Origin of the sequence: Lysinibacillus sp. NPDC094177, from assembly GCF_050279145.1 — a bacterium.
Classification (GTDB): Bacteria; Bacillota; Bacilli; order Bacillales_A; family Planococcaceae; genus Lysinibacillus.
The window spans coordinates 54714-76719 of sequence record NZ_JBNNTW010000009.1 but is presented as its reverse complement, the minus strand read 5'-3'; the positions used below and the strand labels follow the sequence as shown (position 1 = coordinate 76719).

Annotated in this window: 21 protein-coding genes and 1 other annotated feature (1 of these 22 running past the window's edge); of the genes, 16 read left to right on the top strand and 5 right to left on the bottom strand. The window is 38.2% G+C overall.

Going from position 1 to position 22006, the window contains the following annotated elements; genetic code table 11:
• Nucleotides 1-79: 79 nt before the first annotated feature.
• The gene (locus ACQKNC_RS15290; protein ID WP_427425654.1) at nucleotides 80-799 is read right to left on the bottom strand and encodes a DUF6904 family protein; all 720 of its coding nucleotides are present in this window, start codon (nucleotides 797-799) and stop codon (nucleotides 80-82) included.
• Nucleotides 800-821: 22 nt separating this feature from the next.
• Nucleotides 822-1523: a 23S rRNA pseudouridine(2604) synthase RluF gene (gene rluF, locus ACQKNC_RS15285; protein WP_427425653.1), complete on the bottom strand. Its 702-nt coding sequence runs from the start codon at nucleotides 1521-1523 to the stop codon at nucleotides 822-824.
• Nucleotides 1524-1867: 344 nt separating this feature from the next.
• On the opposite strand from rluF, the gene adh reads away from it, so the two are divergent.
• From adh to ACQKNC_RS15260, 5 genes are all read left to right on the top strand, one after another.
• On the top strand, nucleotides 1868-3388 hold the full coding sequence (gene adh / locus ACQKNC_RS15280) for an aldehyde dehydrogenase (RefSeq protein ID WP_427425652.1): 1521 nt from the start codon (nucleotides 1868-1870) through the stop codon (nucleotides 3386-3388).
• A gap of 21 nt (nucleotides 3389-3409) precedes the next feature.
• Nucleotides 3410-3769, top strand: coding sequence for a DUF779 domain-containing protein (locus tag ACQKNC_RS15275; RefSeq protein ID WP_427425651.1), 360 nt, complete (start codon nucleotides 3410-3412; stop codon nucleotides 3767-3769).
• A gap of 309 nt (nucleotides 3770-4078) precedes the next feature.
• Complete coding sequence (locus ACQKNC_RS15270) at nucleotides 4079-5041, top strand: DUF4003 family protein (protein ID WP_427425650.1); 963 nt, start codon at nucleotides 4079-4081, stop codon at nucleotides 5039-5041.
• Between the two features lie 43 nt (nucleotides 5042-5084).
• A complete protein-coding gene (locus ACQKNC_RS15265; protein ID WP_427425649.1) occupies nucleotides 5085-6512 on the top strand; it encodes an aldehyde dehydrogenase family protein in 1428 nt (475 codons plus the stop codon).
• A gap of 67 nt (nucleotides 6513-6579) precedes the next feature.
• On the top strand, nucleotides 6580-7059 hold the full coding sequence (locus ACQKNC_RS15260; RefSeq protein WP_427425648.1) for an acyl-CoA thioesterase: 480 nt from the start codon (nucleotides 6580-6582) through the stop codon (nucleotides 7057-7059).
• A gap of 48 nt (nucleotides 7060-7107) precedes the next feature.
• Here the strand turns inward: ACQKNC_RS15260 and ACQKNC_RS15255 are convergent, their stop codons facing one another.
• Nucleotides 7108-8418, bottom strand: a complete 1311-nt coding sequence (locus tag ACQKNC_RS15255; RefSeq protein ID WP_427425647.1) for a protoglobin domain-containing protein — start codon at nucleotides 8416-8418, stop codon at nucleotides 7108-7110.
• 296 nt (nucleotides 8419-8714) lie between these two features.
• On the opposite strand from ACQKNC_RS15255, the gene ACQKNC_RS15250 reads away from it, so the two are divergent.
• Nucleotides 8715-8924 carry a hypothetical protein gene (locus ACQKNC_RS15250; RefSeq protein WP_427425646.1) on the top strand — a complete coding sequence of 70 codons (210 nt, stop codon included), beginning with the start codon at nucleotides 8715-8717 and terminating at the stop codon, nucleotides 8922-8924.
• Nucleotides 8925-8986: 62 nt separating this feature from the next.
• Here the strand turns inward: ACQKNC_RS15250 and corA are convergent, their stop codons facing one another.
• The gene (gene corA, locus ACQKNC_RS15245; protein WP_427425645.1) at nucleotides 8987-9943 is read right to left on the bottom strand and encodes a magnesium/cobalt transporter CorA; all 957 of its coding nucleotides are present in this window, start codon (nucleotides 9941-9943) and stop codon (nucleotides 8987-8989) included.
• Nucleotides 9944-10015: 72 nt separating this feature from the next.
• The gene (locus ACQKNC_RS15240; RefSeq protein ID WP_427425644.1) at nucleotides 10016-10699 is read right to left on the bottom strand and encodes a class I SAM-dependent methyltransferase; all 684 of its coding nucleotides are present in this window, start codon (nucleotides 10697-10699) and stop codon (nucleotides 10016-10018) included.
• Nucleotides 10700-10821: 122 nt separating this feature from the next.
• Here ACQKNC_RS15240 and ACQKNC_RS15235 point away from each other — a divergent pair, with 122 nt between their 5' ends.
• The 10 genes from ACQKNC_RS15235 (at nucleotide 10822) to gltX (ending at nucleotide 21902) form a co-directional block, all read left to right on the top strand.
• Complete coding sequence (locus ACQKNC_RS15235) at nucleotides 10822-11127, top strand: DUF4870 domain-containing protein (RefSeq protein WP_427425643.1); 306 nt, start codon at nucleotides 10822-10824, stop codon at nucleotides 11125-11127.
• Nucleotides 11128-11329: 202 nt separating this feature from the next.
• Nucleotides 11330-11800, top strand: a complete 471-nt coding sequence (locus ACQKNC_RS15230) for a CtsR family transcriptional regulator (RefSeq protein ID WP_427425642.1) — start codon at nucleotides 11330-11332, stop codon at nucleotides 11798-11800.
• A gap of 14 nt (nucleotides 11801-11814) precedes the next feature.
• Nucleotides 11815-12363 carry a UvrB/UvrC motif-containing protein gene (locus ACQKNC_RS15225; RefSeq protein WP_427425641.1) on the top strand — a complete coding sequence of 183 codons (549 nt, stop codon included), beginning with the start codon at nucleotides 11815-11817 and terminating at the stop codon, nucleotides 12361-12363.
• Nucleotides 12360-13469, top strand: coding sequence for a protein arginine kinase (locus tag ACQKNC_RS15220; protein ID WP_427425640.1), 1110 nt, complete (start codon nucleotides 12360-12362; stop codon nucleotides 13467-13469). Before ACQKNC_RS15225 ends, ACQKNC_RS15220 begins: the two co-directional genes overlap by 4 nt.
• The gene (locus tag ACQKNC_RS15215) at nucleotides 13459-15903 is read left to right on the top strand and encodes an ATP-dependent Clp protease ATP-binding subunit (protein ID WP_427425639.1); all 2445 of its coding nucleotides are present in this window, start codon (nucleotides 13459-13461) and stop codon (nucleotides 15901-15903) included. Before ACQKNC_RS15220 ends, ACQKNC_RS15215 begins: the two co-directional genes overlap by 11 nt.
• Nucleotides 15904-16144: 241 nt before the next feature.
• The gene (radA, locus tag ACQKNC_RS15210) at nucleotides 16145-17521 is read left to right on the top strand and encodes a DNA repair protein RadA (protein WP_427425638.1); all 1377 of its coding nucleotides are present in this window, start codon (nucleotides 16145-16147) and stop codon (nucleotides 17519-17521) included.
• 272 nt (nucleotides 17522-17793) lie between these two features.
• Nucleotides 17794-18879, top strand: a complete 1086-nt coding sequence (locus ACQKNC_RS15205) for a PIN/TRAM domain-containing protein (RefSeq protein ID WP_427425637.1) — start codon at nucleotides 17794-17796, stop codon at nucleotides 18877-18879.
• Nucleotides 18880-18891: 12 nt separating this feature from the next.
• Nucleotides 18892-19584 carry a 2-C-methyl-D-erythritol 4-phosphate cytidylyltransferase gene (ispD, locus tag ACQKNC_RS15200; RefSeq protein ID WP_427425749.1) on the top strand — a complete coding sequence of 231 codons (693 nt, stop codon included), beginning with the start codon at nucleotides 18892-18894 and terminating at the stop codon, nucleotides 19582-19584.
• A gap of 289 nt (nucleotides 19585-19873) precedes the next feature.
• On the top strand, nucleotides 19874-20350 hold the full coding sequence (gene ispF / locus ACQKNC_RS15195; RefSeq protein ID WP_427425636.1) for a 2-C-methyl-D-erythritol 2,4-cyclodiphosphate synthase: 477 nt from the start codon (nucleotides 19874-19876) through the stop codon (nucleotides 20348-20350).
• A 91-nt stretch (nucleotides 20351-20441) separates the two neighbouring features.
• Nucleotides 20442-21902 (top strand): glutamate--tRNA ligase, encoded by a 1461-nt coding sequence (gene gltX / locus ACQKNC_RS15190; RefSeq protein WP_427425635.1) that lies wholly within the window; start codon nucleotides 20442-20444, stop codon nucleotides 21900-21902.
• Nucleotides 21903-21952: 50 nt separating this feature from the next.
• Nucleotides 21953-22006: a binding site (T-box leader), on the top strand; it runs 164 nt beyond the window's last position.

The following is a 22006-nucleotide window of genomic DNA, read 5'->3' as shown; positions in this document are numbered from 1 at the left end:
CCGGACGCAATTATGCCAAGGCATAATTGATTAAAAGAAAAGTAGCCGTCTCAAAATCAGTTGAGACGGCACTTTCTATTTACCACAAAATAGTTTCGGGATATTTAGCTTTAATTTCAATTTCATGCAACGATTTTTTGGTAGTAATCGCAGCTTCCATAAGCTGTGATTTTAGAGCTACATATTCGTCGTCTTCTAACATTATTCGGAGAGCAAACGATGCTAAATGAGCTTTACGTTCCACCAAACTTAGTTGAATATACTCTAGGTTCAGAATATCTATATACTGTGTTGCATAACGGAATGTTAATGGACTTTTAGTGTGCAGCATTCTTAAAAATACTAAGTATTCTTCCTCATTAAGCTCCTGCTCTAAACAATCAGCAACCGCTGCCTGGAATTTACGAATGGCAGCAACGTCAATATTCCAATCTGAAGAATCAATTAGCTCTTGATGGAGACGAATGAAGTCGTTTAATGAAATAGCAGTAAAAATCAGCTCAGGCCAAAGAACCTCTGCTGCGAAATAAACATTTTTTTGGGGGAAAATTAGTTCATGATGTGTCAGTACACTTTTATTGAGCCCGTTGCTAACAAACTCAAGCTGATGTTCTCCCTTGGCAGCTTGACGTAGATTATAACAAACGCTAAGAATGCGAAAGCGCGCTCCTTGATAATCATAATATTTGTTTTCATCACCAGTTATTTTGTAAATGGCATTTATAAGCTCATCTAAATCCCAAAAATCCCCACTAATACGTGCTCCGGTTAACTGCTCAGTACTTCGAATTGACAGCATAGTCCTATCCCCTTAAATTGCTTTATTTTGGTGTGTATTTAAGTAGTTTGAATAGTTCTGTTCGTTCTTTATCTGTTAAATCGCGCCATTGTCCAACCTTTAAATTGCCAAGCTTAATATTCATAATACGAACACGTTGTAGACGCTTAACTGAGTAGTCCAGTGCTGAACACATACGACGTATTTGACGATTTAAGCCTTGCTCTAAAATGATTTTAAAAACTTTATCTGATATTTTTTCAACATGACATGGTAGGGTTGTAGTATCTAAAATATCTACACCAGCCCCCATTTTTTTAATGAATTGCTCCGTAATAGGTTTATCAACTTGCACGATATATTCTTTTTCATGATGATTTTCTGCTCGTAAAATTTTATTAACGATGTCCCCATCGTTTGTCAGTAATAATAGTCCTTCTGACTCTTTATCTAGTCGTCCAATATGGAAAATGCGCAGAGGGTGATTGACAAAATCAACGACATTTCCTTTTATATGACGTTCAGTTGTACTTGTAATTCCTACTGGTTTGTTTAAGGCAATATATACGAGCTGTTCTTCTTTTTTTACCTCTTTTCCATCAACACAAACCAGATCACCAGCCTCAACTTGACTGCCGACTGTAGCAAGTTCACCATTAATTGTTACTTTACCTTCTTCTACCCATTTATCCGCACCGCGACGAGATACGATGCCTGTTTCACTCAAATATTTATTAATGCGCATATTGTTCTCCTATACATTTATATTATTTTTAAGTATACATTATAGTTGGTCACACCGTGAATCCTAGAAGCTTTTCTAGCAAATATAACTCACTCCAGGGAAACAATTTTTGTGGGCCAACTCGTCGCTCATACTTCATTTCTTGTGCCTTCATATCAGCCTACTTCCTTAATCACAAACAGATTTTAATATTAATCTAAAAAAATTTAAAAAAGTTGAAATTATTTTTCGTTTCTGACAATATATTGAGTAAGAGGGTGTCTATGAAAATATTGTTATTTCGATAAAAATGACGATTTTTGTAGATTATTTTCTCATTATTTTGTGTAAAGGGGAGAAGTAAAATGGTTTATGCATTTCCAAACACTGAAGGATCGGTAGTTCAATTCAAAGAGAAATATGATAATTACATTGGTGGGGAATGGACACCTCCAGTGAAAGGACAATACTTTGACAATGTTACACCTGTTACTGGACAAGTTTTTACACAAGTAGCTCGTTCTACTGCTGAGGATATTGAACTTGCACTTGATGCAGCACATGCCGCAAAAGAAGCATGGGGAAAAACATCCGCAACAGAGCGTGCAAACATTTTACTTAAAATTGCGGACCGCATAGAACAAAATTTAGAAAAGCTAGCCGTTGCCGAAACATGGGATAACGGAAAAGCGGTACGTGAAACATTAAATGCAGATATCCCTCTTGCCATTGACCATTTCCGTTATTTTGCTGGGGCTTTACGTTCACAAGAAGGCGCAGTAAGCCAAATCGATAATGATACAGTGGCTTATCATTTCCATGAGCCTATTGGGGTAGTAGGTCAAATTATCCCTTGGAACTTCCCGTTATTAATGGCTGTTTGGAAACTAGCACCTGCACTTGCAGCTGGAAACTGTGTAGTGTTAAAACCTGCAGAGCAAACACCAACTTCGATTATGGTGCTCGTTGAATTAATAGAAGATTTATTGCCATCAGGTGTACTGAATGTTGTCAATGGATTTGGCTTAGAGGCAGGAAAGCCACTAGCATCGAATCCACGCATCGGCAAAATTGCTTTTACTGGTGAAACAACGACAGGTCGCTTAATTATGCAATATGCTGCACAAAACCTTATTCCAGTTACGTTAGAATTGGGCGGCAAATCGCCAAATATCTTCTTTGAGGATATTATGGACGAAGATGATGCCTTTTTAGATAAAGCAGTTGAGGGCTTTGTATTATTCGCATTAAACCAAGGTGAAGTATGTACATGTCCTTCTCGTGCATTAATCCAAGAATCTATTTACGATAAATTTATGGAGCGCGTCCTACAGCGTGTTGAAGCGATTAAAGTTGGAAATCCACTTGATCCGAATACGATGATGGGTGCACAGGCTTCAAGTGAACAAATGGAAAAAATTCTTTCTTACTTAGATATTGGTAAGCAAGAAGGTGCAGAATGTCTAATTGGAGGAGAGAAAAATAATGTAGGATCAGGCTTCGAAAATGGTTACTACATTAAGCCAACTGTCTTCAAAGGACACAATAAAATGCGTATTTTCCAAGAAGAAATTTTCGGGCCAGTTGTTGCTGTAACAACATTTAAAACAAAAGAGGAAGCATTAGAAATTGCAAATGACACATTATACGGTTTAGGTGCAGGTGTATGGACACGTGATATGAATACAGCTTATCGCTTCGGTCGTGGTATTGAAGCAGGACGTGTTTGGACAAACTGCTACCATGCTTATCCTGCACATGCAGCATTCGGTGGTTATAAAATGTCGGGTGTTGGTCGTGAAAACCACAAGATGATGTTAGCGCATTATCAGCAAACGAAAAACCTATTAGTTAGCTACAGCGAAAACAAACTTGGTTTCTTCTAATCAATAAGGAGGTGCATGAGCGTGGTCCAGCGTGTTTTAGCAACAGAAGAAGCGCTAGCACTAATCGAATTATTGAAAGAAAAGCATGGACCCGTTATATTTCATCAATCAGGTGGATGCTGCGACGGCTCTTCGCCAATGTGCTATCCAGAGGGCGACTTACTATTAGGTGATCAAGATATTTGCCTAGGAGAGATCGGTGGTGCTCCCTTCTACATGCATAAAAATCAATATGACTATTGGAAGCATACACAAATAATCTTGGACGTTGTCGATGGTAGAGGCGGTATGTTTTCACTTGAAGGCGTTGAGGGTAAACGATTCTTAACAAGATCGAGAGCCTTTTCGACAGAGGAGTTGAAGGAATTAGGTTTAATTTAACTTCTTTCAGTAAGTTTGTTCGTAACGAAAGTGAAACGGCAGTTACAGATGTTTTTTGTAACGAAAGTGAAACGGCAGTTACAGGATGTTAAAGCCTCCGGATGCCATAATGCCGGGGCATAATAATAATTGATTGCTTTTAGAGACAGCGGCAAAAAGTATTGCCGCTGTTTTTTCTATGTTAATTTTTAGGGAAGTGTATGTAAGGCTATATTATTTGGAGAGTTACGTTGTTATGGCGATGAGCTAAAATTGATGAATCCTTTTTTCGTTTTGTTACGTAAATATGGAAAAAGGAGCGTGTTGAACATGGACTTTGTTATGATTGAAAATCAGTTTACAAATACGGTAGAGGAGGTCTCAAAGGCTGCAGGATGGACGGTTGATCGTAAAATTGTATTAGCAATTGCTAGCAAATATGTGGCATCCGGGAAAACCTTTGATTCCGTTAAATATAAAGAAGTATTACAAGAAATGAAAAAGCAAACGTCATGGACATCTCCGTTAAGAACAACAGTAGGTTATAGTATTGCTGCAAATTTGATGGAGCAAGAAGATACAGAGCAAGAAGTAAAAAATTTACTGTCCAACGTTAAAATAATGAAGGAAGTAAAATTTAGAAGTGGAAATTTTAGTTTTATTGGGGCACAGTTTTTAACTGAAGAGGAAAGTGAGAAACGTGCACATGCTCAGGCAGCACGCGCATTATTTGATGCAATTCGCAAACATCATCGTTTTTTAACGTCATATGATGATATTCCATATGCAGTATTGTTAAGTAGCCCATCTGATGATGTTGAACTCCGTGCAGAAACAATGAATCGTTATTATAAAGAATTACGTACGTATAATTTTAATGTGGGTAATGAGCTTCAATGGTTATCACAGATACTGACTTTCTTATCTCCTCATTATGATACTAAGCTAGTGTCAAGTGCTGCGACAATCTGTGACACATTAAAAAAACAAGATGTAAAGGTCAAAACGATGCACTATCCATTACTTGGCTTTTTAGCAATACTTGAAGTGAATCAAGTACAGCTTCAACAGATTGTTGATTTATATCATGAGTTAAAGGGTATGAAACTTTTAAAATGGCATCGTGAGTTCGTGTTATTTATGGCTATACAAATTGCGGTTTATGATATGGCGAAGGTGCAACAATCCTTATCAATGTCAATCATGTCATCCATTGAATTATTAATTCAAGCACAACAAGCAGCAATGTTAGCAGCAGTTTCTGCAGCAGCTGTAGCATCAAGTTCTTCGTGATAAAATAATGAAGAACTTGATTTTTTGGAGGTGCTTTTGAAGGATGAAGGAAACAAAGCTTTGGATGAACGGCCAGTGGCAGAAAGCAAAGGAAACATATGACCTGAAATCACCCTATAGCGGTGAGGTTATTGCAAAGGTAGCTAAGGCGTCAATTTCTGATGTTGAGCAAGCAATAGAAGGTGCACAGGAGGCATTCCAAACGTTTAAAAAGACAACAGCCTACGAACGTGCCGAAATATTATATAAAGTGGTCGACATAATGCGCCAGCGTAAAGAGGAATTAGCTGAAATTTTGGCCTTAGAGGCAGGTAAGCCAATATCTGCAGGTTTAACTGAAATAGAACGCACAATAGCAACCTATCAATTCGCCGCAGAGGGAGCTAAGCAAGCAAAGGGTGAAACGGTACCGATGGATGCTGCACCCGGTGCAGGAGATCGAATTGGCTGGACAAAACGAGAACCTTTAGGTGTAATTTCAGCCATCACACCATTTAATTTTCCATTTAATTTAGTGGCTCACAAATTAGGTCCTGCCTTTGCAGTTGGAAATACAGTTGTATTAAAGCCAGCGACGCAAACACCATTAAGTTCTATCATAATGTCCGAAATTTTTCAGCAAGCGGGTCTACCTGATGGTGCGCTTCAAATTATTACAGGTAGCGGTGGGGAGCTAAGTGATACGCTTGTGACCCATCCACTTGTGAAAAAGGTGACATTCACTGGAAGTGGTAAGGTGGGATTGGGCATTAAAGAAAAAGTTGGTTTACGTAAAGTCACTTTAGAACTTGGTTCAAATGCAGCGGTAATTGTCGAGCCATCGACACCAATTGATAAAATTATTTCGCGTTGTGTCGGTGGTGCCTTTAATTTTGCTGGACAAGTTTGTATCTCCTTACAACGTATTTATGTACACGCATCTATTATTGATGAATTTACAAAGGCGTTCGTAGCTGAGACAGAAAAATTAGTGGTAGGTGATCCACTAGATACAAATACTGATGTTAGTGCAATGATTAATCCAAAAGAGGTTGAACGTATTCGTCAATGGATTGAGGAAGCAAAGTCACAAGGTGCGGTAGTTGCAACAGGAGGGGCATTTACGGAACGTACTTTAACGCCAACTGTTATGACGAATGTGACGGCGGATATGAAAATTATTTGTCAGGAAACATTCGCGCCAATCGTCTCAATTGTTTCATATGAAACATTAGACGACGCTATTCGACTAGTGAATGAGTCGGAACTTGGCTTAAATGCTGGAATTTATACGAATGTGTTACAAGATGCATTACATGCAGCAGATGAATTACAGGCAGGTGCTGTTATTATTAATGATATTCCGACATTTAGGGTTGATAATATGCCCTACGGTGGCGTGAAAATGAGTGGCTACGGACGCGAAGGTATTAAGTGGGCAATCGAGGAAATGACAGATATGAAATTTATTACGATGAAAAAATCGTTCTAATTTGCATCGACTCTTGTTCTGCGATACGATGACGAAAGAACATTCATGAAGGGAAGTTGCAAGAACTATGTCAAACAACGCAATACCGATGGGCCAGTCACGTACTGTTCAAACGCGTCTCGTATTACCGCCAGATACAAATAATCACAACTCCATTTTTGGTGGAAGAGTGTTAGCTTATATTGATGAAATTGCTGCTATTACAGCAATGAAGCATGCAAAAGGTCTTGTGGTCACAGCCTCTATTGATTCGGTTGATTTTTTATCGGCAGCACATGTAGGGGATATTTTGGAAATTGAAAGTATTGTTTCGTCAACTGGACATTCTTCAATGGAGGTTTATGTTCGAGTTATTTCACGAAACATTGAAACTGGTGAGGAAAAATTAACGACGGAATCCTTTGTAACGATGGTTGCAGTAGACGATGGAGGTAAACCTAAGCCAGTTCCAGCAATTTATCCTGAAACAGATGCGGAAAAACGTCTGTTTGAAACGGGACCAGCAAGACGAGAACATCGTAAACAAAAACGTGCATTACCGCATTAAAAATAAAAAGGGAAATTGACGTATACTGTCAGTTTCCCTTTTTCGTGCTTACATTTGTAATTCATTTACCACATTAATAAGTGAGTCGGAAGAAGAAGAAACAAGTGTAGCCCCTTCTGACAGTTCAGTAATCAGATTAGAGATGGCTGAAATATCCCTTGATGTATTAACATACTGCTGTTGAATTCCAGAAACAGCATCGGCGATATCATTAAATGATTTAGATAAACTGTTTTGTGTATCTACGCTATGTTGAATCTTTTGATCAACGTTAATAACTGAATTCGACATTGTTGTAATATTACTTTCTGTTTCCTTAATGAGATGGGAAACATTTTGTACAGCATTTTTTGTTTCTTCTGCAAGCTTACGAACTTCCTCTGCAACAACAGCAAAGCCTTTACCATGCTCACCTGCACGGGCTGCCTCGATAGAAGCATTCAGTGCTAATAAGTTAGTTTGATCGGCAATTCCTGTGACCAATCCTACAATTTCTGATATTTTTTGAGAAGATGTGCGTAACTGGTTCATCGTAACTTCAAGACTGTTTACACTTTGTAAAATGACCTGTATTAAATCATTTTGATCTTGTAGCTGCTGCTGTCCACGTCTAGATTTTTCCTGTGTATCAGCAACGAAGCTTAAGCCTTGCTTAGTAGCTACTGCGATATCATCTGTTTGAGAGGAAATGACTAATAAAGAAGCTGCTGTTTCTTCACTAATCTCATTGAGTTCTTCTGCTGTTTTTTGAATAGTAGTAACAAGTGCATGTTTTGTTTCATCAGCTACTGCACGAATGCGTTCCTCTTCTTTTTCATAGGCTTCGATTACAAGCTGCTGTTCGAAGTTAATGATTTTGCAGAAGGCATTGATAGCACGTATTGCATCATGTTTCGATATATCTAATTCATTTGTAAAGCGTGTAAATGTCGATGTTAATGACTGGAATGAGGCGATATACCACTTCGATTGTAGACCAATTCGAACATGGGTTTCGGCAATTGCCTTCCGTTCATTGATATATGAGTCATTAATATGACTTTCGAAAATATCACTTAAATGCTTATGTAAAGTAACTTTTAAACGATCGATTTGTGACGTTCGGTTTATAATATCCAACAAATTTTGACTCAAACTAATGGCTGCATAAAATTGATCCACCATTTCAGGAATTAAATCTTTAGCTAAAGGCTGTAGTTGTTTAATGATGGCTAAATCCTCAATTGTTAAATCTAAAAGCTGCAACTGCTTTTGAAGTTTTGGATGATTGGATACATCCAATTGTACATTGTTCTTATAATTTTCTGGTGCTAATGTAATTGAGTAGCTAGAATCATTCTTTTTTGTAAACCAACTCATTGTTGTTTGCTCCATTCTTTATAAATGCGTAGTAAGTATATAAAAAATCGAATTGCTTAGTTTGTTAATTTTTCGAAATATATGGTATTTAGTCTATTCTACTATTTTTTGTAGGATATTTGGTTAAAATTTTAGTTTATTTCTTTATTTTTTTATAGGCATTATAGATTATTGTCGATTAAAAGTCATTAAATAGACTATTAAAAAGGTAATAGGTAAATTGAATTTGGAATAGGAAACCTGTAAAATACGAACTGTTTAGATTGAGCGTAACAATAGTTTTGAGGAGGTATTATATGGAGAAAAAACGTTTCAAATTTATTATTCCAGTTATGGTAATTGTAGCAATTGGATCGGTTTACATGTTAAGAAACTACTATGCTGAAGTACCAGATTTAGATCAACTAATTATTACTATCTGTGCAACATTAGTATCTGGCGTACTCGCATACTTTTTATTTCCACAACAAGGCGAAGGTAAAATTGATGATCGCGGTCCTTATTAACAGTGAAAAGGCACCTTAGAAACATGTCTAAGGTGCCTTTAGCTTGCTTTCCGCGAGTACTATCACTTAAATAAATTAAACCAGCCTTTAAGTTTAAAGATTCCCAGCATAAATAAAGCGATAAGAATCATAATTCCGAGTATGATGAAGTAGCTATATTCCCCATGTAGCTCTGGCATATTGTCAAAATTCATTCCATACACACCGGCGATAAACGTTAGAGGGATAAAGATTGTTGAAACAATTGTTAAGGTCATCATGATGCCGTTCATGCGACTAGAGCTCATCGCCATATAGCTATCACGCATATCAGCAGTGAGCTCACGGTTGGATTCAATCATTTCGGTCAGTTTAAGAAGATGATCGTAAATATCTCCAAAATAAGCTCGTTCTGATTTCTTAAGTGAAAATCGGTACGAGTTAAGGATACGATATAATAAATCACGCATTGGTAAAATGGTGCGTCGTAGATCAAGCAAATCACTACGGAATTCAAACACAATTTTCATAGCATTGGGGTTACTTTGATAGGTAAGCTCATCTTCAAGTGCATTTAAATGATCTTCAATCTTATAGACAAGTGGGAAATAGCTATCAACGATTTTATCGATTACCTGGTATGTTAAATATATTGTGCCACGTTCCCAATTTTTTGGCTGCTTTTCTAACATCATTTGTACTCGATCTATTTCCGGTGCTACGTTTTTATGGAATGTAACAATAAATTTATTAGAAACAAAAATATTTACTTCCTCAGCTGCTAGTTCTTCGTTAACTCTTTGGATAACAAAGAAATGGAAATCATCATAAAAATCGAGCTTTGGCCGCTGTAAACGCATTAAACAATCTTCTATAGCGAGTGGATGGAAATGAAAAAATGTATCTAAAAGTAGTTCTTCCTCATAGGTCGGACAATTAAAATCGACCCAGTACCATTCAAATTCGTTTTTGTGTATATCTTCAAGCGGAAAATCTTTTATAAGCTTTTGGTCTTTTGTAATACCGATTGTACGTATCACAGCATTCACCTCAATCCTGTAATTCTATCCTAACAGATGTGTTTATCTTCTCAAGAAATAACACTCTAAATTTTATACGCTCTCTCTATAGCATATCCAGCCGCCAAATAAAGTAGTGGCAAAGAATCTAGATGGTTTTGTAAAGCCAGCCTGCTGTAAGAGTGATAAAATATCCTCTTCAAGCATAAATGAAAGAGAACGAATGGATTTCTCCATTTCCGCTACGTCTGATGGTGATAGCTTTGTATGCTGTAGCCAATAAGCACGCCATAAATCAAATTGTAGCTCAGTTTCTAAGGAACCAGGCTGCCTGTATTTTGAGACAAGCACAAATGGAGCACCAGGCTTTAAATTATTTGCTATTTTTTTTAATGTTTCAAGCTTCTCTTGAGTATCTTGTATAAAATGAAGCACTAGTACGCAGCTTGCTGCATCAAACTTCACTGAAGGTAGCTTAGTTTCCAGTATAGTTCCTTGATATAAAGAAATATTATTAGGTAGAGATTTTAAACGTTCTCCAGCTATTTGTAGCATCGCCTCTGATGGATCGATACCAACAAATGACCAATGAGGTCTTTTCTCTGCAAGTTGTAAAATTTCATTACCGCTTCCAGAGCCAACTACTAAAAATTCAGCTTTCTCATGTAATGTAGATTGATAAAAGGTTTGTGTTAAACGTAGCATTGCATCGTAGCTTGGTAGCGTACGACGAATACCTTTTTCATATTCGTTTGCAAGTGTGTTATTAAATTCCATCAAGTATCACATGCCTTTCAAAAATTTTATAAATCCAATTTATATTTGAAACTATTTAAGGTATGGTGCCGTAAATAATAGTACATAAAATAAAGAAAAATTAAATGGAAGGGTTGATATAAGTGGAAACTAAATGGTCTAAGGTAATCATACACGCAAGTGCGTTTTTTGCGCCATGGGTAGTACCAATTATATTTTTCTTAATTAGTTCGGATGAAGAAATAAAAGCTATTTCCGTTCAAGCGTTACTGTTCCAAGTTGTGATGTGGGTTTTAGTTGGAATTTCAGGTGTTTTAAGTTTTTTATTAATTGGCATACCGTTTTTAATAATTTTCGGGATCATGTTATTTGTTGTACCAATTATCGGTATTGTGAAGGCTTTATCTGATGAGCCTTGGCGTTATCCAATTGTTGGCCGTTGGGTATAATTTTTATAGACGCAAGTATATGCTAGTTGCATATGCTTGCGTTTTTTCTATTGCTGAAAAGGGTATCTTATAACTAAGGATAGGCGCTTTAATTTTTCTGTGGGCGAAATAATTGCAATTATTTTCAAGCGTTTTGTATAATATACTCAAAGAAAGTCAAAGATAGTCAAAGTCAGTGAAGTAAGCGAGGTGAATTCCTAAAATGCGTAATATATCAGACATCATAGAAGGCTACTTAAAACAAGTACTTGAATTAGGTGGAGAAGGGCATATTGAAATAAAACGTAGTGAAATCGCAGATAAATTTCAATGTGTACCCTCACAAATAAATTATGTAATTAATACAAGATTTACGGCCGAACGAGGTTACCTTGTTGAAAGCAAACGTGGTGGTGGTGGATACATTCGAATTTTACGTGTCCGCGCGAATTCACAAATTGATCTAATCGATGATGTCCTCAGGCAAATAGAAGGTGGGGCATCGCAAACAATGGCAGAAGATTTAGTTTATCGATTAATTGATGAGCAGGTAATTTCAAAGCGAGAAGCGAAGATAATGTTAGCAGCAGTTGATCGTTCAACTATCGATTTGCAACTCCCGTTACGAGATAAAATTCGAGCCAAAATTTTACGAGCGATGTTAACAACGATTAAATATGAACAGCAAAAATAAAAGAGGTGATGGAAATGATTTGCGAACATTGTAAGCAGCGTAATGCGACAGTTACCGTAACACAAGTTCAAAGTGGTCAAAAGGTGGAGCACCATTATTGTGACGTCTGCGCCTCGCAGTTCCATCCATTTCATGCTGAATTTAAGCAAGAGCCAATATCTATTCAACAGCTATTATCCAATTGGTTTGGCTCACCTTCATGGCAGCAACAAAAAGTGGGTGAAAAACAGCAGTCGCAACCACAAACTCAAACATGTTCACAATGTGGATTTACGTATAAACGGTTTTTAAAAGAAGGTAAATTTGGATGCCCTATCTGCTATGACACCTTTAGCGAACACTTACCGAAGCTCTTTAACCGTATACAGGCTGGTCCTCAGCATATAGGGAAAGTGCCCGGTGCTCAAAGTAATGTCTATGTCATCAAAAAGCAAATTGAAGATATTCGTAAACGTATGAGGGTTGCTGTAGATGAAGAGCAATTTGAAGAGGCAGCTAAGCTTCGTGATGAAGTGAAGGAACTTGAAAAGCAGCTACAATTCGAAGGTGGTGATGTGTCGTGATGATTGAAGGGTTTTTAGAGCGTGCTACACCAATATGGATGAGTATGGAGGACGATTATTCAGATATTGTCATTAGTACGCGCATCCGCCTTGCTCGAAATTTAGATGGTTATCGTTTTCCATTAGCCTTTACAGAGGATGAGGCATTACAGGTGGAACAGGCAGTTACACATGCAATAAAGGATAGTACAGAACTTCAAGAAAATTACTCATACTTTGCTACAAAGGATTTAACACCTTTACAGCGTCAAATACTTGTAGAAAAACATTTAATTAGTCCTCAACTTGCAAAAAAAGAGCAGGTTGGCTCCATGCTTTTATCTGATGACGAATCAACTAGCATTATGGTGAACGAAGAAGATCATTTACGCATTCAATGTATGACAGCGAGTTTTCAACTTCAAAAGGCATACGAGCAGGCCAATAAAATTGATCGTACCCTAGATAAAGCTTTGCCTTATGCATTTCGAGATACATTTGGTTATTTAACAAGTTGCCCAACAAATATTGGTACTGGTTTGCGAGCATCTGTCATGATGCACCTGCCAGCCCTTACACTTACTGGTCAAATGAATCAAATCATTAATGCAATGACGCGATTAGGAATGACGGTAAGGGGAATATATGGAGAGGGTAGCGAAAATACAGGTAATGTTTACCAAGTTTCAAATCAGATTACACTAGGAAAAACAGAGGATGATATTTTAGCGGACATCCAAAGTGTCGCTGAAAAAATAATTCAAAAAGAACGGCATGCAAGAGGCAAGCTAATGGAAAAAGCAGAGCTTGCTTTAGAGGACCGCGTATACCGTGCTTTAGGTACTTTAACACATGCTCGAATTTTAACGAGTGAGGAAGCAGCCACCTGTCTATCCAATGTTCGTTTGGGGGTAGATTTACAGTTAATTGAAGGTATTAAAGCGACCAAATTAAACGAATGTGTAGTCAGTATGCAACCTGGTTTTTTACAGCATTATGCAGGGGACGTTTTGCCACCTGCTGAGCGAGATCGCGTACGAGCTGAGATGCTTCGTGATGCATTATATCGAGAAAATATGAGTAAGCCAATTATTAGGGGAAAAGGAGAGGATTCATTTGATGTTTAATCGTTTTACACAACGCGCGCAAAAGGTATTACAGCTTGCACAAGAAGAGGCAATTCGCTGGAAACACGAATCAATTGGAACAGAGCATATTCTATTAGGCCTTATCCGAGAAGGTGGCGGTATTGCTGCAAAGGCATTAGAAGCCATTGATATTAGTCCTCAAATGATTGAAGCAGGTATTGAAGAGCTTGTAGGGAAAGGTAAAGAGGATGTTGGTCCAATTGTTCACTACACACCGCGAGCTAAAAAAGTAATAGAACTATCAGTCGATGAATCACGCAAATTAGGTCATTCCTATATTGGAACAGAGCATTTACTATTAGCACTTATTCGTGAAGGTGAAGGTATAGCGGCCCGTGTATTAAATAATGCTGGTGTCGGATTAAATAAGGCTCGTCAGCAAGTGCTATTGCTATTAGGCAATAACGATAATGCTCAATCTGGTCAACAAGCTGCACAAGCTGCCAATACCCCAACATTAGATAGCCTTGCGCGTGATTTAACGCAAATTGCTCGTGAAGGCACTTTAGATCCTGTCATTGGTCGAAGTAAGGAAATTACACGTGTAATCGAGGTTCTCTCTCGCCGTACAAAAAATAACCCTGTATTAATTGGGGAGCCAGGTGTTGGTAAAACAGCTATTGCTGAAGGTTTAGCACAGCAAATTATTAATAATGAAGTGCCAGAAATTCTTCGTGATAAACGTGTCATGACACTTGATATGGGGACAGTTGTTGCTGGAACAAAATATCGTGGTGAATTTGAGGATCGCTTGAAAAAAGTAATGGATGAAATTCGCCAAGCAGGCAATGTTATTTTATTTATCGATGAATTGCATACATTGATCGGTGCAGGCGGTGCAGAAGGTGCTATTGATGCGTCAAATATTTTAAAACCATCTTTAGCACGTGGCGAGCTTCAATGTATTGGTGCGACAACACTAGATGAGTATCGCAAATATATTGAGAAGGATGCGGCATTAGAGCGCCGTTTCCAACCAATTCAAGTTGATGAGCCAACTGTAGAAGAAGCGATTCAAATTATTCAAGGCTTACGTGATCGTTATGAAGCACATCACCGTGTGAAAATCACAGATGAAGCAATTGAAGCGGCAGCAAAAATGAGTGACCGATATATTTCTGATCGTTTCTTACCAGATAAGGCGATTGACTTAATAGATGAAGCGGGTTCTAAAGTACGTTTACGTTCATTTGCAGTGCCACCAAACTTAAAGGCACTAGAAGATAAGCTTGAAAATGTGCGCTCTGAAAAGAATGCAGCTGTCTCAGGTCAAGAATTTGAAAAGGCAGCGTCATTAAGAGATACAGAGCAAAAGCTAAAAGATGAAATTGAAACTACAAGAAAAAATTGGAAGGAAGAACAGGGTAAAGCCGAATCAAAAGTTACAGTGGATGATGTAGCAGCGGTAGTATCTATGTGGACTGGAATTCCAGTATCAAAAATTGCTTCTGAAGAATCTTCTAAGCTATTACAGCTTGAAGAAGAGCTACACAAACGAGTTGTAGGTCAAGGAGAAGCGGTAGAAGCAATTTCTCGCGCAATTCGTCGTGCAAGAGCTGGTTTGAAAGATCCAAAAAGACCAATTGGTTCATTTATTTTCTTAGGCCCTACAGGGGTTGGTAAAACAGAGCTTGCTAGAGCATTAGCTGAGGTTATGTTTGGCGATGAGGACGCAATGATTCGCGTTGATATGTCTGAGTACATGGAAAAACATTCGACTTCACGTTTAGTTGGTTCACCTCCAGGCTATGTAGGCTTTGATGATGGTGGTCAACTAACAGAAAAGGTTCGTCGTAAACCATATTCTGTAGTATTACTAGATGAAATTGAGAAGGCTCATCCAGATGTTTTCAATATCTTACTTCAAGTACTTGAAGATGGCCGTTTAACAGATTCTAAAGGTCGAGTGGTGGATTTCCGCAACACAGTTGTTATCATGACATCAAACGTTGGTGCGGATGCATTAAAATATCAGAAAAACCTTGGCTTTAATGTAGGTGGTACTGATACGAAGTATAAAGATATGAAGGGTACAATGCTCGAGGAATTGAAAAAAGCATTCCGCCCAGAGTTCTTAAACCGTATCGATGAAATGATCGTCTTCCACTCACTAGAAAAAGAACATTTAAAAGAAATCGTAGCGATGATGGCGAATGCTTTAACAAAACGTCTGAAAGAGCAGGACATTTCGTTAGAGTTAACGGATTCAGCTCTAGAGAAAATTGCAGAGGAAGGCTATGATCCTCAATATGGTGCTCGCCCACTACGTCGTTCATTACAAAAACAAGTAGAAGACCGTTTATCGGAAGAACTACTTAAAGGCAATGTAGAGAAGGGCAATCAAGTTATCATTGATTACGTAAATGAAGAGTTTGTTGTGAAGAAAAAAGAGGAAGTTTCTACTTCTAAATAATCTTCATTTAATGGGGTGCTTCTTCATTCCCTACGAATTATTAGTCTTCACCACTTGGCTTTTACGGGCAGTTAATCTCTTTGCTTTAGCTGAGATTCAACTTCTTTCAGCAAATGTCTTTGGTATAGATAGATTTCTGCCAGATAAATGTTTATTTGAAAAGGACAGCAAGGCTATAGTGCCAAGCTGTCCTTTTTTATGTACAATAAATATAAGAACAAATATTCGAGGTGGATGCAATTTGGCAAAGAAAAAAACAAAATTTGTATGCTCAAGCTGTGGCTATGAATCCGCAAAATGGATGGGAAGATGTCCAGGGTGTGGAGAATGGAATAAGATGGTTGAAGAAGTGGAGGTCGTTGCGAAAGGGCCACGTGGGGCATTCCAACATTCTGCTACTGTTACCCAAAAGGCTCTTCCTATTATGCAGATTGAAGCTGCTGAGGAGTCGCGAGTTGCAACAGAAATGGGTGAACTTAACCGAGTGTTAGGTGGAGGTATCGTACCAGGTTCTCTTGTATTAATTGGGGGGGATCCTGGGATTGGGAAGTCGACGTTATTATTACAAGTATCCGCGTTGCTTTCGAATAAGGGACATCGCGTACTCTATATTTCTGGGGAGGAATCCATCCGTCAAACAAAGCTACGTGCAGAACGTTTAGGGGTAATATCACAGGAGCTTTATATATATTCTGAGACGAATTTAGAGTTATTAAATCAGACCATTGACGATGTACAGCCGAAGTTTGTTATTGTCGATTCTATTCAAACTGTTTTTCATCCGGAGGTAACGAGTGCACCTGGTAGTGTATCACAAGTGCGTGAATGTACAGCGGAACTTATGCGAATTGCAAAAACAAAGGGGATTGCAATTTTTTTAGTGGGACATGTAACAAAAGAAGGGCAAATTGCAGGGCCACGTATTTTGGAGCATATGGTTGATACGGTATTGTATTTTGAAGGAGAACGACATCATAATCACCGTATTTTACGTAGCCAAAAAAACCGCTTCGGCTCTACGAATGAAATTGCTATCTTTGAAATGCTTCAGGGGGGCTTAAAGGAAGTGTTAAATCCGTCTGAGTTGTTCTTACAGGAACGTTCACAGGGAGCGGCAGGGTCAACGATCGTGGCTTCAATGGAAGGTACACGGCCAATTCTAGTTGAAATTCAGTCGCTTGTAACACCAACAAGCTTTAATTATCCCAAACGAATGGCAACAGGTGTCGACCAAAATCGTGTACAACTGCTTATGGCCGTCCTTGAAAAGAGAATGGGTCTGATGTTACAAGCACAGGATGCATATATTAAAGTTGCTGGCGGTGTAAAGCTTGATGAGCCTGCAATTGATTTGGCTGTGTTGACAAGCATTGTTTCAAGTTTTAAGGATCAAGCTGTCAGAGCAACGGATTGCTTTATTGGGGAAGTAGGTTTGACAGGCGAGGTGCGTCGAGTATCTCGTATTGAACAACGTGTGATTGAGGCAGCAAAGCTCGGATTTAAACGGGCCTTCATACCGGCCTCGAATATCGGTGGATGGGATTTCCCACAAGGCATTGAGATAGTTGGTGTAGAAACAATAAAGGATGCATTGAATGCTTGCTTTAGAGAACTATAAAGAAGCTTGTGCATGTTGGACAATGTTCTGACATGCACTTTTAACTTCTTTCAGCGGGTGTCCAGGCATAATAAGGGTAGTAATTTTTGAAATTCCTAGATAGAAGGTAGGAAACTCAAAGAGGGGAAATGGCGTCTAAGATAACGTCTGTGAAAAGAATTGTTCAATGTCTTGAGCAAACAATCAAAAGAACGATACTTTGATGGGTTCATAAAAGATTTTCTACAGTAAACTATGTATAATTATATATTAAGAATTGGAGGTGACAGTTGATGAAAAAATTTGTTCAAATTGCTTTTTTACTGATTGGAGGAGCATTAGGCCTTGTTTTCTTACCGCCATTATACGAACTGCTTCATTTATCATCTAATCCTTGGCTGGATAATCCTTACGTATCAGTAGCTTTAGGAGCGCTTTTACTGTTTACATTATCGTTTGCCTTTTCAGATTATTTTGTAAAGCTCATTAGCTGGATGGAAGAGGTGCTATTTAAAGTACCTGTCGGGGATTTATTATTTGGTACACTTGGACTTATTATCGGACTAATCGTTGCTTATTTTCTAGGCTTTGCAATTGATAGTATAGATTTACCGAAATTTACAAAGGTTCTACCAATAATACTGTCATTTGTGCTTGGCTATTTAGGATTCCGTGTGGGCTTTAGAAAGCGAGATGAATTAATCCAGCTATTTACATTACGTGGTAACAATACAAAGAAAAAATCACCAGAAGGTATAGAACCTCAAGATTCACGAGGAAGCTATAAACTGTTAGATACTAGTGTTATTATTGATGGTCGTATTGCAGATATTTCTGAAACGGGCTTTATAGAAGGTACACTAGTTGTACCCCAATTTGTCCTTACTGAGCTCCAGCATATTGCTGATTCTTCGGATACATTAAAGCGTACAAGAGGTCGTCGTGGCTTAGATATTTTAAAAAAATTACAAGATGAACGTATGACGAAGGTTGATATTACTGAAGAGGACTTTGAGGATGTTCAGGAGGTTGACTTAAAACTAGTGCGCCTTGCAAAGAAAAGGGGCAACGATACACAAATTGTTACGAACGACTTTAACCTAAACAAAGTTTGTGAGCTTCACCACGTTAAAGTGCTAAACATCAATGATTTAGCAAATGCAGTAAAGCCTGTCGTGATTCCAGGTGAAGATATGCAAGTGATGGTCATTAAAGATGGGAAAGAGCACAATCAAGGGGTTGCTTATTTAGATGATGGCACAATGATTGTTGTTGAAGGTGGACGTAGCTATATAGGACAGGCAATTACGGTAACGGTAACAAGTGTTCTCCAAACATCAGCAGGTCGTATGATTTTTGCTAAACCAAAGGATGACTAGGAAGTGGGAAATGTGCAATATGAAGTAGTGTTGCCTGCTGCGGGAAGCGGAAAGCGAATGGGTGCAGGACAAAATAAGTTGTTTTTAAATCTTTTAGAAAAACCGATCCTCATACACACACTGGAGGTATTCGAACAGGATAGCCAGTGTACAGGTATTTGGCTTGCAGTGAAGCCAGAAGAGCGTGTATTTATTCAAGAAATGCTAGAGAGGTATGGAATTACTAAAGTTAAAGGTTTACCTGATGGTGGTGCAGAACGACAGCATTCCGTCCATTCGTGCATGAAAGAAATGAAGCAGGTTGATATTGTGCTTGTGCATGATGCTGCGCGTCCATTTATTACTCATGACGTTATTGCGAATCTTGTACAAAGTGCGCATGACTTTGGCGCAGCGATTGCTGGTGTTCGTGCGAAGGATACGATGAAAAAAGTACGTAATGGTGTTATTGAAGAGACGATTGATCGAGATAGCTTATGGATGATTCAAACCCCACAAGCATTTCAATTTGATTTGATTGTAGAGGCAGAGGATGTCGCTGAGAAGGTAGGCTTCCTTGGCACCGATGAAGCAATGCTAGTTGAACGTCTCGGCCATGAGGTGCATATCGTAGAAAGTAGCTACGAAAATGTCAAGATGACTACGCAAGAGGATTTAATTTTCGGTGAAGCGATATTGCGTAAACGTGTTTTGAAAAAATTATAATAACAAACTAAAAATCTCATCAGCATTATAATTTGCTGATGAGATTTTACATTTTTCTAGTCTTTTGATGTTAATTCACAGTACTGTTCACTACAGACTCAATTTCCTAGGAAATATGTTAAAATGTGAGGGTATAATATAAAGTAAATATAAGAGTGAAGGAAGGTGAATGAGACTGCCTTATAAGCGGAATAGAAGCTTTTTAAGTCTGCATATTTTTTGAAGTAAATGAGCTTCAGTTGGTGGATTTTCCTACTTTATTTATCTTATTAGACAGTCTCAAAATCATATGTTTCGAGTAGGACAAGGATTTGACGTACATGCATTTGAAGAAGGGCGCCCATTAATTATTGGAGGTATAACAATTCCTCATGAAAAAGGGTTAGTAGGGCATTCGGACGCAGATGTTTTATTACACACTGTAACAGATGCAGCGTTAGGAGCTATTGGTGAGGGAGATATCGGGCGTCATTTCCCAGATACAGATCCCGCGTTCAAGGATGCTGATTCAGCGAAATTATTAGAGCATATTTGGAAGATTGTTGAGGATAAGGGCTATGTTTTAGGTAATGTGGATTGTACGATTATGGCGCAACGTCCGAAAATGGCACCGTATATTGAACAAATGCAAAATCGTATTGCTGAATTGCTTCATGCTGAGCCTTCTCAAGTGAATGTTAAAGCAACAACAACTGAGCGTTTAGGTTTCACAGGTCGAGAGGAAGGGATTGCTTCGATGGCGACAATCCTATTAATTAAGAAATAAAAGCAGACTCTCTGCGCTTTTATTTCCTGTAACAGAGTGGTAAAATGAACAAAGTCAATTTTTTGATCGAAAATTTAGGAGGCTTTTAATTATGGCGAAAGAAGTTCGTGTTCGTTACGCGCCATCCCCAACTGGTTTCTTACATATCGGTGGAGCGCGTACAGCATTATTTAACTATTTATATGCAAAACATCATAACGGTAAATTCATCGTACGTATTGAGGATACAGATATCGAGCGTAATGTAGAGGGCGGAGAAGCATCTCAGCTAGATAACTTAAAATGGTTAGGTATTGAATATGATGAGTCAATCGATATCGGTGGACCATATGCACCTTATCGTCAAATGGAGCGTCTTGATATTTATAAAGAGCACGCTGAAAAGCTATTAGAGCAAGGTTTAGCTTACAAATGCTTCTGTTCTTCTGAGAAATTAGAAGCGTCTCGTGAAGAACAAAAAGCACGAGGTGTAGCAGCTCCAACTTATGATGGTACTTGTCGTCATTTATCAGCAGAGGAAGTTGCAGCTAAAGAAGCTGCTGGTGAAGCATATACAATTCGTATGCGCGTACCTGAAAATGTAACTTATGAGTTTGAGGATTTAGTACGTGGACAAGTAGCATTTGAGTCAAAAGATATTGGTGACTGGGTACTTGTTAAAGCAAACGGTATCCCAACATATAACTATGCAGTAGTGCTAGATGATCACTTTATGGAAATTTCACATGTATTCCGTGGTGAAGAGCATTTATCAAATACACCAAAACAAATGATGATTTTTGATGCATTCGGCTGGGAATATCCACGCTTTGGTCATATGACATTAATCATTAATGAAAACCGTAAGAAATTATCAAAACGTGATGAATCAATTATTCAATTCGTAACACAATATAAAGATTTAGGCTACCTACCTGAAGCAATGTTTAACTTCTTCGCATTACTTGGTTGGTCTCCTGAAGGGGAAGAAGAGATTTTCTCAAAAGAAGAATTTATTAAAATCTTTGATGAAAAACGTCTTTCTAAATCACCATCGATGTTCGATAAACAAAAGCTTACTTGGATGAATAATCAATACATTAAAAAACTATCTTTAGAAGAAGTAGTGGCGTTATCTTTACCACACTTACAAAAAGCAGGCTTATTACCAGAAGAGCTAACAGCAGAAGAACGTGCATGGGCAACTGATTTAATCGCACTTTATCATGATCAAATGAGCTTTGGTGCTGAAATTGTAGAACTATCTAGCCTATTCTTTAACGATCATATTGAATATGATGAAGAAGCAAAAGCAGTTTTAGCGGGTGAGCAGGTACCTGAAGTAATGGCTGCATTTAAAACACAGCTTGAAGGTTTAGAGGAATTTACTCCTGACGCTGTCAAAGCAGCTATTAAAGCTGTTCAAAAAGAAACAGGTCATAAAGGTAAAAATTTATTCATGCCGATCCGCGTCGTAACGACGGGTGAAACGCATGGTCCAGAGCTTCCTAACGCTATTTGCTTAATTGGCAAACAAAAAACGATTGACCGTGTAGAAAAATTCGCGCAATAAATAGAATTTTATTGACAATTTATTAGTTCGTTGTAAAATGTATTTACATTGAGAAAGCGTTGATAAGGAGAAGTAAGTGGCGCATGCTCTATAGAGAGGACCAT

What these genes read in the sequence shown, in the direction of transcription:
- ACQKNC_RS15290 (WP_427425654.1), bottom strand. Translation starts at nt 799, where the DNA reads ATGCTGTCAATTCGAAGTACTGAGCAGTTAACCGGAGCACGTATTAGT.
- rluF (WP_427425653.1), bottom strand. Translation starts at nt 1,523, where the DNA reads ATGCGCATTAATAAATATTTGAGTGAAACAGGCATCGTATCTCGTCGC.
- adh (WP_427425652.1), top strand. Translation starts at nt 1,868, where the DNA reads ATGGTTTATGCATTTCCAAACACTGAAGGATCGGTAGTTCAATTCAAA.
- ACQKNC_RS15270 (WP_427425650.1), top strand. Translation starts at nt 4,079, where the DNA reads ATGGACTTTGTTATGATTGAAAATCAGTTTACAAATACGGTAGAGGAG.
- ACQKNC_RS15265 (WP_427425649.1), top strand. Translation starts at nt 5,085, where the DNA reads ATGAAGGAAACAAAGCTTTGGATGAACGGCCAGTGGCAGAAAGCAAAG.
- ACQKNC_RS15260 (WP_427425648.1), top strand. Translation starts at nt 6,580, where the DNA reads ATGTCAAACAACGCAATACCGATGGGCCAGTCACGTACTGTTCAAACG.
- ACQKNC_RS15255 (WP_427425647.1), bottom strand. Translation starts at nt 8,418, where the DNA reads ATGAGTTGGTTTACAAAAAAGAATGATTCTAGCTACTCAATTACATTA.
- ACQKNC_RS15250 (WP_427425646.1), top strand. Translation starts at nt 8,715, where the DNA reads ATGGAGAAAAAACGTTTCAAATTTATTATTCCAGTTATGGTAATTGTA.
- ACQKNC_RS15240 (WP_427425644.1), bottom strand. Translation starts at nt 10,699, where the DNA reads ATGGAATTTAATAACACACTTGCAAACGAATATGAAAAAGGTATTCGT.
- ACQKNC_RS15230 (WP_427425642.1), top strand. Translation starts at nt 11,330, where the DNA reads ATGCGTAATATATCAGACATCATAGAAGGCTACTTAAAACAAGTACTT.
- ACQKNC_RS15225 (WP_427425641.1), top strand. Translation starts at nt 11,815, where the DNA reads ATGATTTGCGAACATTGTAAGCAGCGTAATGCGACAGTTACCGTAACA.
- ACQKNC_RS15205 (WP_427425637.1), top strand. Translation starts at nt 17,794, where the DNA reads ATGAAAAAATTTGTTCAAATTGCTTTTTTACTGATTGGAGGAGCATTA.
- ispF (WP_427425636.1), top strand. Translation starts at nt 19,874, where the DNA reads ATGTTTCGAGTAGGACAAGGATTTGACGTACATGCATTTGAAGAAGGG.
- gltX (WP_427425635.1), top strand. Translation starts at nt 20,442, where the DNA reads ATGGCGAAAGAAGTTCGTGTTCGTTACGCGCCATCCCCAACTGGTTTC.